The sequence below is a fragment of the Flexivirga oryzae genome, from assembly GCF_014190805.1.
Classification (GTDB): Bacteria; Actinomycetota; Actinomycetes; order Actinomycetales; family Dermatophilaceae; genus Flexivirga; species Flexivirga oryzae.
Window position 1 is genome coordinate 71,369 of the sequence record NZ_JACHVQ010000001.1, and the last position, 13,581, is coordinate 84,949.

Here is a 13,581-nt window from a genome sequence, read left to right on the forward strand (position 1 = left end):
TTGTCATGACCGCTGTCGACCACGCACCGGGTCCGCCCGGAACGTCCGAAGACCGGGTCCACCAGCGTTCCGTGCTGGCACAGGTGCTCAGCAAGCCGGAAGTCGGGGCGCTCATCGGTGCGATCGCCGTCTTCATCCTGTTCTTCTGCGCGGCATCCAGCTTCCGCAGCCTGGAGACGACGGGCAACATCCTCTACCAGGCGTCGACGATCGGGATCATGGCAGTTCCCGTCGCGTTGTTGATGATCGGCGGAGAGTTCGACCTGTCCGCGGGCGTCGCCGTGCTCACGTCCAGCCTGATCGCCTCGCTCTTCTGCTGGGACCTCGGGATCAACCTGTGGGTCGGCGTCGTGGTGTCGTTGGCGCTGTCCTTGGGCGTGGGTTTCCTCAACGGCTGGTTGCTGCACCGGACGAAGTTGCCGAGCTTCCTGGTGACGCTCGGCACCTTCTTCATCCTCCAGGGCGTCAATCTGGCTGTGACCCGGAGCATTTCGGGCCAGGTCGTTTCACCGGACATCTCACGGATCGCCGGTTACAACAGTGCGAAACACATGTTCGCGCAGACCTGGAAGATCGGTTCGGTCACGCTGAACATCACCGTGCTCTTCTGGCTGGTGCTGACGGCGTGCGGGGCCTACCTGCTGACCCGCACGAAGATCGGCAACTGGATCCTGGCGGCGGGTGGTGACGCACCCGCGGCACGTGCCGTCGGCGTCCCGGTCGTCGGCACCAAGATCGGGCTGTTCATGACAGTGAGCTTCTGCGGCTGGTTGCTCGGGATGCACCTGCTCTTCAGCTTCAACACCCTGACGGCGAGCCTCGGAGTCGGCAACGAGTTCATCTACATCATCGCCGCGGTCGTCGGTGGCTGCCTGCTCACCGGCGGGTACGGGTCGGTGATCGGAGCGTCCATCGGGTCACTGATCTACGGCATGACCTATCTCGGCATCACCTATGCCGGCTGGAATCCCGACTGGCTGAAGACCTTCCTCGGGGTGATGCTGGTCGCCGCGACCCTGGTCAACACCACAGTCCAACGGAAGGCGAGCGCGCGATGACCGCGACGGATGAGCAGCCGACACCCGACGCGCCGACGCCGACCATGGTGGAGCTGGCCGACGTCGGCAAGAGCTACGGCAACGTCCACGCCCTCCGAGGTGTGAGCCTTTCGGTGCGGCAGGGAGAAGTCACCTGTGTGCTCGGGGACAACGGGGCGGGCAAGTCCACGCTGATCAAGATCCTGGCGGGTCTGCACGACTACAACTCCGGCCAGATGCTCATCGGCGGCGAGCATCGGCACTTCGCATCGCCACGCGAGGCGCAGGATGCCGGGATCGCCACGGTCTACCAGGATCTGGCCCTCGCCCCGTTGATGGCCGTATGGCGAAACTTCTTCCTGGGCAACGAGATCGCGCGCGGTCCGTTCGGGCGTCTGGACATCGGCCAGATGCGGCAGATCGCGAGCGCCGAGCTCGCCAAGATGGGCATTCACATCCCGGACATCGACCGGCCGGTGGGATCCCTGTCGGGTGGGCAACGCCAATGCGTCGCGATCGCGCGGGCGATCTACTTCGGCGCGAAGGTGATCATTCTGGACGAGCCGACGGCGGCGCTCGGGGTCAAACAAGCAGGCGTCGTCCTGAAGTACATCGTGAAGGCGCGTGACGCCGGCCTGGGCGTCGTGTTCATCACCCACAACCCGCACCACGCCTACCTCGTCGGCAATCACTTCGTGGTCCTGAAACTGGGTCGGGTGTCGCTGGACAAGGCACGGCAAGAGATCACGGTCGACGAACTCGCGGGCGAGATGGCCGGTGGCGACGAACTACAGGAACTGTCACACGAACTCAGCGGGCGCGTCACTCAGTGAAGGCGGCGTCGCCGATCCGGGCCAGTACCTCGTCGTGCAGCAGCCCGTTGCTCGACAGGGCGTTGCCGCTCCACGGGCCGTCCGTGCCGTCCAGCCCGGTGAAGCGGCCGCCGGCCTCGGTGACGATCGGCGCGAGCGCCGCCATGTCGTGGACCGCTAGCTCCGGCTCGGGTGCGAAGTCGATCGCGCCTTCGGCCACCAGCATGTGGGACCAGAAGTCGCCGTAGCTGCGCACCCGCCATACATCGTCCATCAGCTCCACGAGCGCGTCCCGACGGTCCAGATCGGCCCAGGTGTGCCAGCCTGCGAAAGATGCCGACGCGTCGGAGAGCTGTGAAACACCCGAAACACCAATGCGTTTCGCGCCCGACAGGGACCGTCCGCTCCAGGCGCCGGTGCCGAGCCCGGCCCACCAGCGACGACCCAGCGCGGGCGCGGCGACCAGCCCGACGACCGGGAGCCCGTCGTCGACCAGCGCGATCAACGTCGCCCAGACGGGTACGCCGCGCACGAAGTTCTTGGTCCCGTCGATCGGGTCGATGATCCAGCGACGCGGACCGCTGCCCTCGGTGCCGTGCTCCTCGCCCTGCACCGAGTCGCGTGGCCGCGCGCGCTTCAGCTGGCCGCGGATGATCTCCTCGACCGCCAGGTCGGCGTCGGTGACCGGAGTGAGGTCGGGCTTCGCCGTCACGTGCAGGTCATCGGCGCGGAAGCGCGACGTGCTGGTCGGCTCCACTGCGTCCGCCAGCACGTGCGCAAGGCGCAGGTCGTCGTCATACGTCGGCATGGCACCGAATCTATCGGCAGCGGCCGATTGCTCCGTGCGGGAGTCGCCGCTGGGGGGACCTGTGAGCGGGAATCGGCCCGGGACCGTGCGCGGGTCGCCCCAGGGGTGACCTGTGACCGCGACACCGGCGCTCAGATCAGCGGCCAGCCCTTCTTCGCCAGCCGCTTGCGCACCCGATCCACGTCCGCCTCGATCGGCACCACGCCGGCGACCTCCTGCATCAGCTCCTGCGCCTCGTCCTCGGAGATCGGCGTCTTCGGCTCACCGGGGACCTTGTTGGAGGCGATCAGCTCCTTGGCGACCTGCTTGATCTCCTTCTTCGTCAGCCGGCGCTGCAGCAGGGCGAAGAGCGGGACGAAGTCGGTCGGCGGCACGCCGTCCGGGTAACCCGCCCGCAGCCAGTCCAGGATCCGCTGGAAGAAGCCGACGCGCTCGGGGCTCTCGTCGTCCTCGGACAACGACATCGGCCAGCCCACCGCGGCGAGCCGCTCGGCGATCTCGCTGATCTCCTCCTCGCTCGGCGGCGCCTCCTTGATCTGCTTGACCGCGTTGGCGACCGCCTCCCGGGCGATGTCGCCGTCGGGGTTGTCGGAGATCAACTGCGCGCACACCGACTGCGCCTCCTCAGGGCTGAGGGAGCGTTGCAGCAGCGCGAGCAGCGGAGGGAAGTCCTTGGGCGGTATGCCCTCCGGATATCCCTTCCGCAGCCAATCCACTACTGAAGTCAATAAATTCGTCGCCATGGTCATCAGAACAACTCGATCCCGAGGTAATGGTCGATGCTCTTCTGGGTGATGTACAGAACGCCGATGATAACCGCCGCAAGCACCACCGCGAAGATCGCGTATGCCGTCCATCGGGAGAACTGCCTGCCGACGACGGCGGTTCCGTCCGCCTGCGGGTCCTCATCGCCGGTGTCCCAGAGTCGGATGCCCATGGTGTAGAGCAACGGGAGCCCGGCGCCGAAGATCAGTCCGGCGACGATGACTTTCGCGGTGCCGGTTGCCATCTCGGCCCAGTCGATGTTCATCTGCTCGATACCCTCCAGGCCGCCGTCAGGCGACCGGCTCCTTGGTCTTCTTCGCTCCCTGGGACTCCGTCGGATCGTTCGGCACGACGCCGTTCGTCTCCTCGTCCCAGTCCGCATTGACGTTGTCCGCGCCGACCTTCTGCTGCTGCGCGCGGTAGTAGATGTATGCCGCGAGCGCGGCCAGGATCAGGAAGATCACGATCGCACCGGCCACACCGCCGATGAGATGCCCGATGAAGTAGCTCACCGCGCCGCCGACGGCCGCGCAGGGGAGCGTGATGACCCACCCTGCGGCCATCCGGCCGGCGACGGACCAGCGCACGACCGAGCCGGGTTTGCCGACCCCGGTGCCGACGATCGAACCGGTGGTGACGTGGGTGGTGGACAGCGCCATACCGAGGTTGCTGGAGGTGAGGATGATCGCCGCGGCGGACGCCTGGGCCGCCATACCCTGCGGGGCCTCGATCTCGACCAGACCCTTGCCGAGGGTGCGGATGATCCGCCAGCCGCCGATGTAGGTGCCGAGCGCGATCGCCCCGGCACACAGCACGATGATCCAGATCGGCAGGCCGTGCGCCTCGATCTGCTGGTCCGACAGGCTGCCGTGGGCGATCAGCGCGAGCGCGATGACCCCCATCGTCTTCTGGGCGTCACCGGTGCCGTGTGCCAGCGAGACCAGCGACGCGGTGGCCACCTGGCCCCACCGGAAGCCGGACTCCTGTTTCGAGTCGCCGACCTTGCGGGTCAGCCGGTAGATGCCCCAGGTGGAGAGGGAGGCGATCGCGCCGGCGATGAAGGGCGACAGCACGGCCGGGATGATGACCTTGACCACGAGGCCGTCCCAGTTGATGCCGCTCGTGCCGATCGCGGCCAGGCCGGCGCCGATCAGGCCGCCGAAGAGCGCGTGCGAGGAGCTGCTGGGCAGACCGAACAGCCAGGTGAGCAGGTTCCACAGGATCCCGCCGATCAGCCCGGCGAAGATGATGAACATCGCCTTCTCGGCGTCGATGCCGTCCAGCAGCCCGCCGGAGGCCTTGTCCTGGATCTTCAGCACCGAGGTGGTGACGGTGACGGCCACCTCGACCGACAGGAACCCGCCGACGAGGTTCAGGATCGCCGAGAGTGCGACGGCGGTCTTGGGCTTCAGGGCACCGGTGGCGATGGACGTGGCCATCGCGTTGCCGGTGTCGTGGAAGCCGTTGGTGAAGTCGAATCCCACTGCGGTGATCACCAGCAGGATCAAGATGAAGAGTTCAGCACTCACAATGCCTGAGTATGACGCCGTGAGGCACTGCGGATGCAAGTCGGGACCGGAAGTCGGCGACTTTGTTCACGCACTGTTCAGCTGCTTGCCGATGTCCAGCATCCGTTGCAGGCCACCGGCGATGACCCGGGCGTCGACCATCTGGGTGCCGACGGGCGGCAGCGCGGCGATCATCCGGGCCAGCACACCGGCCATCTTCTCGGCGTCGATGGAGTGTTGCGGATCGACGGTCCAGCAGGCCGCGAGCACGACGTAGGACGCCTCGTTGAGCGAGGTCTCCAGCAGGTTCCAGTCGGCCAGGTCCCGTGGCAGGTCGGTCTGCGCGATCTGCAGGATGCTGCCGCATTGCAGCTGTTCGAAGGACAGATCGCGCCGGGCGGCATACCCGCGCTCGCTGCTCTGCTCGCCGTCGGCGATGAGCAGCAGCAGCCGTTCCAGGGAGCGCAGCGACCGGCGGAACTGGCGGCGTACCAGCGCGATGGGTGCGCGCCGCCCGGCGGCCCAGATCACCAGCACCGAGCACACCCCGCCGACCAGGGTCTCCAGCACCCGTTCGCCCGCGATCTCACCGACCGGTTTGTAGGGGTTGCCGGCCGAGCTGATCAGCAGTGCCATGGGTGTTACGAAGATCACGGCGAGCGCGTAGTTGCGGACCGCCAGCATCTGGATGAAGAAGATCAGCACCAGTGCGACGACCAGCAGCACGAAACCGCTGGGGTGAGTGGCGTGGATCGCGAAGAACACCGCGATGCCGACGACGGTCCCGATGATGCGGTGCAGCGCCCGGCGGGTGAGCGCGAGCCGGTCGGCCGTCACCGACATCACCAGAGCGGTCGTCATGGCGGCCCAGTAGGGGTGGCCGATGTGGCAGCCGTAGGAGACCACGCAGGTCAGCAGCACCGCGGCCGCCATCCGCCGGGCCGCCAGCCACGGCAGGGAGGCGCGGGACAGCCCCCAGCGCAGGAGGTATGACGCGTCCGGCCGCCCCAGGTAGCGCCGCTGTTCCACGCCGGTGACGACGACCTCGCGCCCCGGCAGGTGCACCTTGACGACCTGCTGGATGATCGCCAGGTGCAGGCGGCGCAGCGTGGCGTTCATCCGGCGCCACTCGTGCAGCCGCGGCTGTCGGCCGACGGCGTCCTCCAGGATCATCGAGGCACCGAAGACGGAGATGAACGCCTGGTCGCGCAGTCGCGCCAGCTGGTGGCGCGGGATGGTGGCGCGGTCGGCGTCCAGGTAGGCGTGCACCGCGGTCTCGGCGGTGTCGACGGCATCCTGCTCCGGCTGCCCGTGCCGGGTGACCAGTTGCAGCAGGATCGAGGTCAGCGACGCGCTCACGCAGCCGATCGCGCAGACGAGGATCACCTTGCCGGCCGGGATCCCGACGGTCGGCAGGTAGGACGCGATCGCCGGCCCCATGATCAGGAACATCGCACCGGGAGGCTCGGCGACCAGGCTGTTGTAGCCGAGCACCGTCACCAGGGCGATCAGGGTCAGCACGATGGTCAGCAGCACCGGCTGGCCGCCGACCAGGGCGCCGATGGCGACACAGACGATGTAGGTGACGTTGAGGCAGGCCAGGATCACGATCCGGGAGCGCAGCGGCCGTGACTGTGCGATGAAGCCCAGGAACGCGCCGGTGATGCCGACCAGGCCCATGCTGGGCCCGAGCAGCACGCTGATCAGCGTGATGGCGACGATGACGATCGTCAGCACGTGCAGCGCGAACTTCCACCGGCCGGGTGCCGGCTTGATCTCGGCGAAGGCGAGCAGCTGCCGGTTGATGGCCTCGGTCTGCAGGCGCATCGGCTACTCCGGGTCGGTCTGGTGCGGATCGGATTCGTCGCCGCCGGACCGGCTGCGCAGCAGGCGCCGCAGCGACGCCAGCCGGGACGCACCGGACGCCCCGGCGTGCCCGTCGGCGACCCATTGGTCCAGGGCGCAGTCGGGCTCGTCGTGGGTGCAGCCGCGCGGGCAGTCGGCGGTGCCCTCGGCCAGGTCGGGGAAGGCCTCGATGATGTGGTCGGGGTCGATGTGGGCCAGGCCGAAGGAGCGTACGCCGGGGGTGTCGATCACCCAGCCGCCGTCGGGCAGGGGCAGGGCGATCGCCGAGGTCGAGGTATGTCGCCCGCGGCCGGTCACCGCATTGACGTGGCCGATGGCGCGGTCGACGCCCGGCACGAGCGCGTTGACCAGGGTGGACTTGCCGACGCCGGAATGGCCGACGAGCACCGTCATCCGGCCGTGCAGCGCCTCGTGGACCTGCTGCAGTCCGCTGATGCCGCCCGCGGTGGCGTCGATGCCGCCCGCATTGGCCGAGCCGCCTGCGCTGGCCGAGCCGCCTGCGCTGGCCGAGCCGCCTGCGGTGGCCGAGCCGCCTGCGCTGGCCGAGCCGCCTGCGGTGGCCGAGCCGCCTGCGCTGGCCGAGCCCGTCGAGGTCACGCGGCTGGTCACCACGTGGGGTATGTCGAGCCCGGCGTAGTTCGCCAGGAAGTCGGCGGGGTCCGCCAGGTCGGCCTTGGTCAGCACGAGCAGTGGCGTCATACCGGCGTCGTATGCCGCGACGAGGCACCGGTCGACCATGCGGGACCGCGGTTCGGGGTCGGCCAGGGCGGTGACGATCGCGAGCTGTTCGGCGTTGGCGACGATGACGCGCTCGTAGGGGTCGGTGTCGTCGGCGGTGCGGCGCAGCACGCTGCTGCGCGGCTCGACGCGGACGATCCGGGCGAGGGTGCCGGGGTCACCGGAGGTGTCGCCGACGAGGGCGACCCGGTCGCCGACGACGGTGCTGGTGCGGCCGAGCTCACGGGCGCGCATGGCGACGACTTCGTGCCCGTCGACCAGGCAGGTCCAGCGGCCCCGGTCGACGGTGGTGACCTGCCCGATGCGGGCGTCCTCGTGCTTGGGGCGTTCCTTGGTGCGCGGGCGGCTGCCGCGCCGGCTCGGGCGCACGCGGACGTCGGACTCGTCGTAACGGCGTCCGCGGGGTGACCCGCTCATTCGGGGCCCCCGCGAAGTATTCGGCTGCGGGCCCCGACGAAGTATCGGGGGAGCGCAGCGGAGGAGAACTTCGGTGGGTGCAGGTGCGCAGCGGAGGAGAAACTTCGTGGGGTTATTTTCAGTCCCCGATCATGCGGGTCCAGCGTGCGGTGAAGTCCGGCATCGTCTTGGCGACGGTGCCGGCGTCGTGCACGACGATGCCGGGCACGCGCAGGCCGAGGACCGCGGCGGCCATCACCATGCGGTGGTCGCCGTAGGTCCGGAAGACGTTGCCCTGCATGGGTTTCGGCCGTATTACGAGGCCGTCCTCGGTCTCGGTGACGTCCGAGCCGAGCGCATTGAGCTCGCTGGCGAGCGCCGCGAGGCGGTCGGTCTCGTGGAAGCGGATGTGCCCGATGCCGCGCAGGTGGCTGGGTCCGTCGGCGAAGGTCGCGATGGCCGCGACGACGGGGGACAGCTCGCTGGCCTCGTGCAGGTCGAGGTCGACGCGACCGATGTGGCCGGTGCCGCGGACGGTCAGGCCCGCACGGCTCAGCTCCACCTCGGCACCGAACTGCTGCAGGATGTCGCGGGTGTGGTCGCCCGCCTGGGTGGTGAAGTGCGGCCAGTCGGGCACGGTGACCTGCCCGCCGGCGATCAGGGCGGCGGCGAGGAACGGGAACGCGTTGGACAGGTCCGGCTCCACCGCGACGTCGAGGGCGTGGATCTGGGACGGTTCGACCCGCCAGCGGTTGGCCTCGCTGTCGTCCACCAGCACCCCGGCGTCGCGCAGCACCTCGACGGTCATCGCGATGTGGGGGAGCGACGGCACCGGTTTGCCCTCGTGGATGACGGTGATGCCGTCGTCATACCGCGCGCCGGCGAGCAGCAGCGCGCTGACGAACTGTGACGAGCCGGAGGCGTCCACGTAGACCGTGCCACCGGAGACCCGTCCGGTGCCGGTGAGCTCGAACGGCAGCCCGTCGCCCCGCACGCTCACACCGAGCGAGCGCAGCGCCTCCAGCACCGGCCCGAGGGGGCGGCGCCGCGCGGCTTCGTCGCCGTCGAAGTCGACGGTGCCCTCGGCGAGCGCGGCCACCGGTGGCAGGAAGCGCATGACGGTGCCGGCGAGCCCGCAGTCGATCGATGCGGGGCCGCGCAGCGGGTTCGGCTCGATGATCCACTCGCTGTCGTCGGCCCCGCTCTGGATGCCGGTGCCGAGCGCCTGCAGCGCCTCGCACATCAGCGTGCTGTCGCGCGAACGCAGCGGATTGGTCAGCCGGGAGGTGTCCTGCGCGAGCGCGGCCAGCACCAGGAAGCGGTTGGTGAGGGACTTGCTGCCGGGCACGGGAATGACCGCGTCCAACGGTTGCTCGGCGAGCGGCGCGGGCCAGTCGCCCGCCGAGATGGTCGCGGTCTGGGTCGGATGCGGAGGTTCTGCACTCATTGCGGACAAGGTTACCGAGCCCGGTGACCTCGAGGTGGCCGAGTAGCGACGAAGGAGCGTATCGCGCTGGCCGAGTAGCGACGAAGGAGCGTATCGAGGTCGCCGGCCCGGCGCCCGCCGGCACTACTTCGCGCTCGCCAGCTTCGTCAGCGTCGGCTTGATCTCCTTGATGATCCACGGGATCGAGTAGGCGCCCGGGCTGTTCAGGGCGAGCGCGAAGTTGAGACCGACGACCTGCAGGGTGCCGTTCTTGCTGGACGGGAGGTTCGAAACGCCCGGTGTGGCCAGCACATCGGCCTTGGTCTTGCCGTACGGCCAGACGAAGACGGCGTCCCCGGTGAGTTCGTTGCTGCGCTCCAGGGACAACGACGACTGGTTGTCGTTGTTCTGGTGCTTGTCGGGCTTCAGGCCGAAGGAGTCCAGCAGCACGCCGTTGCCGAAGCCCCAGCCGCTGTTGTCCAGCCGGACCCAGTCGTATGTCGTGCCGGCCGGCACGCCCTTGCCCGCCGCCGCCATCTGCGCCTTCAGCTTCGCCACGAGTCTGGTGCCCTGCGCCGGCTTGCCGAGGGCGTCGGCGACGGTGGTGAGGATCTGGTTCCAGTCGGGGTTGATCGACGTCGTGTCGACGTCGATGGTCGGTGCGAGCGCCTTCAGCTTCGGTGCGACGCCGGGGAAGGCGGTGATGTAGTTGCTCGACACGATCAGGTCCGGTTTGGCGGCCGCGATCTTCTCGATCTGCACCGACTGCTGCTTGGCGATGGTCTCGACCTCGGCGTCGCCGGTACGGCCCTTCAGCCACGGGGGCAGGGGAGCGCCGCCGTCGCCGATGACGATCGGCTTGCCGCCGAGCGCGAGCACGGCCTCGGCCATCTGGGCACCGCCCAGGACGACGATCCGCTTCGGCTCCGACGCGATCCGCACTGCACCGTGCGAGGTCTTGACGGTGCGGGGGTACGCGGACTTGGCGGCGGCAGCCGGGCTCGCGGCGACCCCCGATCCCGCGGCCGGGGAGCCGGTGCTCTCGCCCGAGCCGGCGTCCGACCCGCAGGCGGACAGCGGCAGCGCGAGGACGGAGACGAGCAACAGAGCGCGCCGGGTAGCGGTGACCTTCATGACGGGGGAACCCTTTCGTTCGGGCAGGGAGGAAAATTAGGTAAGCCAAACCTAACCCATGACTTCGAGTGGACTTGACGGGCGTCCGCCCGTTGACGGCGTTGCCCGCCGTTGACGCTCGAAACGCCCGTTGACCCCCTATTGCGCCGTCAACCGGTGTCTCGACCGTCAACGGGCGAGGCGCCGGGACCGGCACGTCATACCCTGTTCCCCATGTGTGGCCGGTATGCCGCGAGCTTCTCGCCCGACGACATCGTCCAGGACTTCGAGATCGACCAGGACAACAGCGACGAGCGCAGTCGCTCGCTGCTGGCGAAACCGCAGGACCCGCCGGCCGGTGCGCCGGACTGGAACGTCGCGCCGTCCAAGCAGGCGCCGGTCGTGCTGACCCGCCGCCCGCGCGGCGAGGAGGGGGCCGATCCGGTCCGCCAGTTGCGGTTGCTGACCTGGGGGCTGGTGCCGAGTTGGGCCAAGGACACCAAGATCGGGCTGAAGATGATCAACGCCCGTGCCGAGACGCTGCTGGAGAAGGGCGCCTACGCCAAGGCCGCGGTGTCGCGGCGGTGCCTGGTGCCGGCCGACGGCTGGTACGAGTGGCAGGCCTCCCCGACGGAGACGGACGCGAAGGGCAAGCCGCGCAAGCAACCGTTCTTCATCCACCGCGCCGATGCCGAACCCATCGCGTTCGCCGGCGTCTACGAGTTCTGGCGGGACCGTTCGGCCGCCGAGGACGACCCGGCCGCGTGGGTGGTGAGCTACGCCATCGTGACCACCGCCGCCGAGCCTGGGCTGGACCGCATCCACGACCGTCAGCCGGTCGTGCTCGACCGCGAGCGCTGGACCGAGTGGCTCGACCCGACGGTGCAGGACCCGGACCGGGTCCGGTCGCTGCTGGAGTCGCCGGGTGACGGGCGGTTCGAGGCCTGGCCGGTCGGCAAGGCCGTGGGGTCCAGCCGCAACAACGGGCCGGCCCTGCTCGAGCCCGCTCCGCGCGGTGACCTGCAGGGCGTCGTCGACCCCATGACCGGTGAGATCTTCGACTGAGGGGACCGAGTATGACGATCCGTACGCGCACCATCGACACCCCGCCCGGCCCGGCGCGCGCGCACGTCGAGCGGCCGACAAGCGGTGGCCGCGGTGGCCGAACAGCGCGTGGCACGAACGCTGCGCGTGCACCACAGTCCTCAAGCGGTGGCCGAGTAGGGCGAGGAACGAGCCCGTATCGAGGTCCGCGCGGCTCCGTCGTGGTCAGCCACGGCGCGGGCGGCGGCATCGACGCCGCCGACCTGGAGGCGCTGCGTGCGCTGGTCGACGACGGCTGGACCTACGTGCGCGTCGAGCAGCCGTGGCGGGTGGCCGGCAAGAAGGTTGCGACACCACCGAAAACCCTTGATGCCGCGTGGGTTCCGATCATCGCGAGCCTGATGGGCGGTCGGTGGGCACTGCCCCGGCCCCTGGTGGTGGGTGGCCGCTCAGCCGGCGCGCGGGTGGCCTGCCGCACCGCGGTCGAGGTGGGCGCGGACGCCGTACTCGCCCTCTCCTTCCCGCTGCACCCGCCGAACAACCCGGACCGGTCGCGCGCGTTCGAGGCGCAGCTCGTGCTCGATGCGGGCCTGCCGCTCGCCGTCATACAGGGGGAGAAGGATCCGTTCGGGCGCCCCGAGGACGTGCGCGCGGAGCTCGGCGCCGCACCGACGATCACCGGTGTGCCGGGCACCCACAGTCTTGCTCGTGGCACCGACCAGGTGCTCGCCGCGGCCCGTGCCTGGCTCGCCACCCTCAGCTGACGGACAACCCGATCGAGAGGCTCACAAAATGACCGACGGGCTCAGTTACGTAGCCCTGCGAGGGCCGGTTTGCTGCGCGTTTGGGTGCGTTTCTGGGCCTCTCGGTGATCTGGGATGCGGTGCTCGCATAGGTTGGGCACATGAGCCTTCGGATCGGATATAAAGCGTCTGCAGAGCAGTTCGCGCCGCGGGAGTTGGTGGACCTGGCGGTGGAGGCGGAGCGGGTCGGGTTGGACAGTGCGTTCGCCTCGGATCATTTCCAGCCGTGGCGGCACGAGGGTGGGCATGCCCCGCATGCGTTGACCTGGTTGGCGGCGGCGGGTGCGCGCACCGAGCGGATCGTGCTGGGCACGTCGGTGCTGACGCCGACGTTCCGGTACAACCCGGCGGTGCTGGCGCAGACGTTCGCGACGTTGGGTTGCCTCTATCCGGGGCGGGTGATCCTGGGTGTCGGTTCGGGGGAGGCGCTGAACGAGATCGCGGTGGGTCAGCAGGGGTGGCCGGATTTCAAGGAGCGGTTCGCGCGGTTGCGTGAGTCGGTGCGGTTGATGCGGCGGTTGTGGACCCAGGAGCGGGTGACGTTCGAGGGGGATTACTACCGGACGGTGGAGGCGACGATCTATGACCGGCCGGAGCAGCCGATCCCGGTGTATGTCGCTGCCGGTGGCCCGACGGTCGCCAAGTACGCGGGGCGGATGGGTGATGGGATGATCGTCACGTCCGGCAAGGGTATGGGGTTGTATGCCGACAAGCTGGTCCCGGCGATGCGCGAGGGCGAGGAGCTGGGCAAGCGGGAGGCCGGGGCGGTCGAGCAACTGCTGGAGGTGAAGATCTCCTACGACCGCGACCCGGACCTGGCGTTGGAGAACACCCGCTTCTGGGCGCCGTTGGCGCTGACGCCGGAGCAGAAGCACAGCATCGACGACCCGATCGAGATGGAGAGGGCCGCCGACGCGTTGCCGATCGAGCAGATCGCCTCACGCTGGATCGTCGCGTCGGACCCGCAGGCGGTGATCGACGGTGTCCGCCCGTATGTCGAGCTCGGCTTCACCCACCTGGTCGTGCATGCGCCCGGTCACGATCAGCGACGTTTCCTGGAACAGTTCAGCCAGGACGTCGTACCCGCATTGCGCGCGGAATTCTGAGGCGCAACAACAAGAGCGGACTGCAGATAGCCAGGGCGAATAGCGCTACGGAAAATGCGCGAGCGGCGATATACCTAACGGAACGTAACTTTGATAAAAGTTGCCATCCGTCGATGCTCGCCGGCCGTTGATTAGGCCGCCGACCGGCGGGAATGTCCG

The 13,581-nt window shown here is 69.0% G+C and carries 13 protein-coding genes; 5 read left to right on the top strand and 8 right to left on the bottom strand.

The genetic code is table 11. The features are described 5' to 3' along the window. The first annotated feature begins 5 nt into the window (after positions 1 to 5). Together FHU39_RS00335 and FHU39_RS00340 are read left to right on the top strand one after the other, a co-directional pair. Positions 6 to 1,058, top strand: coding sequence for an ABC transporter permease (locus FHU39_RS00335; RefSeq protein ID WP_183317924.1), 1,053 nt, complete (start codon positions 6 to 8; stop codon positions 1,056 to 1,058). Beyond that, positions 1,055 to 1,870 (top strand): ATP-binding cassette domain-containing protein, encoded by an 816-nt coding sequence (locus tag FHU39_RS00340; protein ID WP_183317926.1) that lies wholly within the window; start codon positions 1,055 to 1,057, stop codon positions 1,868 to 1,870. The genes FHU39_RS00335 and FHU39_RS00340 overlap by 4 nt, the downstream gene beginning before the upstream one ends. On the opposite strand, the gene FHU39_RS00345 is transcribed toward FHU39_RS00340, so the two are convergent. From FHU39_RS00345 to FHU39_RS00385, 8 genes are all read right to left on the bottom strand, one after another. Continuing rightward, positions 1,860 to 2,657 (bottom strand): inositol monophosphatase family protein, encoded by a 798-nt coding sequence (locus tag FHU39_RS00345; RefSeq protein ID WP_183317929.1) that lies wholly within the window; start codon positions 2,655 to 2,657, stop codon positions 1,860 to 1,862. The genes FHU39_RS00340 and FHU39_RS00345 overlap by 11 nt on opposite strands. Before the next feature lie 131 nt (positions 2,658 to 2,788). After that, entirely contained in the window at positions 2,789 to 3,514 is a 726-nt protein-coding gene (locus tag FHU39_RS23720) for a DUF3349 domain-containing protein (RefSeq protein ID WP_343065673.1), read from the bottom strand. Next, positions 3,406 to 3,687 (bottom strand): hypothetical protein, encoded by a 282-nt coding sequence (locus FHU39_RS00360; RefSeq protein WP_246336120.1) that lies wholly within the window; start codon positions 3,685 to 3,687, stop codon positions 3,406 to 3,408. The genes FHU39_RS23720 and FHU39_RS00360 overlap by 109 nt, the downstream gene beginning before the upstream one ends. Before the next feature lie 25 nt (positions 3,688 to 3,712). Next, entirely contained in the window at positions 3,713 to 4,951 is a 1,239-nt protein-coding gene (locus FHU39_RS00365) for an inorganic phosphate transporter (RefSeq protein ID WP_183317931.1), read from the bottom strand. Between the two features lie 66 nt (positions 4,952 to 5,017). After that, on the bottom strand, positions 5,018 to 6,757 hold the full coding sequence (locus FHU39_RS00370) for an FUSC family protein (protein ID WP_183317933.1): 1,740 nt from the start codon (positions 6,755 to 6,757) through the stop codon (positions 5,018 to 5,020). A 3-nt stretch (positions 6,758 to 6,760) separates the two neighbouring features. Continuing rightward, a complete protein-coding gene (rsgA, locus tag FHU39_RS00375) occupies positions 6,761 to 7,951 on the bottom strand; it encodes a ribosome small subunit-dependent GTPase A (protein WP_183317936.1) in 1,191 nt (396 codons plus the stop codon). A 118-nt stretch (positions 7,952 to 8,069) separates the two neighbouring features. Then, positions 8,070 to 9,377 carry a 3-phosphoshikimate 1-carboxyvinyltransferase gene (aroA, locus tag FHU39_RS00380; protein ID WP_183317938.1) on the bottom strand — a complete coding sequence of 436 codons (1,308 nt, stop codon included), beginning with the start codon at positions 9,375 to 9,377 and terminating at the stop codon, positions 8,070 to 8,072. Between the two features lie 123 nt (positions 9,378 to 9,500). After that, a complete protein-coding gene (locus FHU39_RS00385) occupies positions 9,501 to 10,490 on the bottom strand; it encodes an ABC transporter substrate-binding protein (RefSeq protein WP_183317940.1) in 990 nt (329 codons plus the stop codon). A 213-nt stretch (positions 10,491 to 10,703) separates the two neighbouring features. Here FHU39_RS00385 and FHU39_RS00390 point away from each other — a divergent pair, with 213 nt between their 5' ends. From FHU39_RS00390 to fgd, 3 genes are all read left to right on the top strand, one after another. Continuing rightward, the gene (locus tag FHU39_RS00390) at positions 10,704 to 11,534 is read left to right on the top strand and encodes an SOS response-associated peptidase (RefSeq protein WP_183317942.1); all 831 of its coding nucleotides are present in this window, start codon (positions 10,704 to 10,706) and stop codon (positions 11,532 to 11,534) included. 200 nt (positions 11,535 to 11,734) lie between these two features. After that, the gene (locus FHU39_RS00395; protein ID WP_183317944.1) at positions 11,735 to 12,277 is read left to right on the top strand and encodes an alpha/beta hydrolase family protein; all 543 of its coding nucleotides are present in this window, start codon (positions 11,735 to 11,737) and stop codon (positions 12,275 to 12,277) included. Positions 12,278 to 12,417: 140 nt separating this feature from the next. Beyond that, a complete protein-coding gene (gene fgd, locus FHU39_RS00400; RefSeq protein WP_183317946.1) occupies positions 12,418 to 13,422 on the top strand; it encodes a glucose-6-phosphate dehydrogenase (coenzyme-F420) in 1,005 nt (334 codons plus the stop codon). Positions 13,423 to 13,581: the final 159 nt, after the last annotated feature.

Excerpts from the sequence above, each read along its gene's own strand:
- FHU39_RS00335 (WP_183317924.1), top strand. The coding sequence starts at position 6 with ATGACCGCTGTCGACCACGCACCGGGTCCGCCCGGAACGTCCGAAGAC.
- FHU39_RS00340 (WP_183317926.1), top strand. The coding sequence starts at position 1,055 with ATGACCGCGACGGATGAGCAGCCGACACCCGACGCGCCGACGCCGACC.
- FHU39_RS00345 (WP_183317929.1), bottom strand. The coding sequence starts at position 2,657 with ATGCCGACGTATGACGACGACCTGCGCCTTGCGCACGTGCTGGCGGAC.
- FHU39_RS23720 (WP_343065673.1), bottom strand. The coding sequence starts at position 3,514 with ATGGACGGCATACGCGATCTTCGCGGTGGTGCTTGCGGCGGTTATCAT.
- FHU39_RS00360 (WP_246336120.1), bottom strand. The coding sequence starts at position 3,687 with ATGAACATCGACTGGGCCGAGATGGCAACCGGCACCGCGAAAGTCATC.
- FHU39_RS00370 (WP_183317933.1), bottom strand. The coding sequence starts at position 6,757 with ATGCGCCTGCAGACCGAGGCCATCAACCGGCAGCTGCTCGCCTTCGCC.
- rsgA (WP_183317936.1), bottom strand. The coding sequence starts at position 7,951 with ATGAGCGGGTCACCCCGCGGACGCCGTTACGACGAGTCCGACGTCCGC.
- aroA (WP_183317938.1), bottom strand. The coding sequence starts at position 9,377 with ATGAGTGCAGAACCTCCGCATCCGACCCAGACCGCGACCATCTCGGCG.
- FHU39_RS00385 (WP_183317940.1), bottom strand. The coding sequence starts at position 10,490 with ATGAAGGTCACCGCTACCCGGCGCGCTCTGTTGCTCGTCTCCGTCCTC.
- FHU39_RS00390 (WP_183317942.1), top strand. The coding sequence starts at position 10,704 with ATGTGTGGCCGGTATGCCGCGAGCTTCTCGCCCGACGACATCGTCCAG.
- fgd (WP_183317946.1), top strand. The coding sequence starts at position 12,418 with ATGAGCCTTCGGATCGGATATAAAGCGTCTGCAGAGCAGTTCGCGCCG.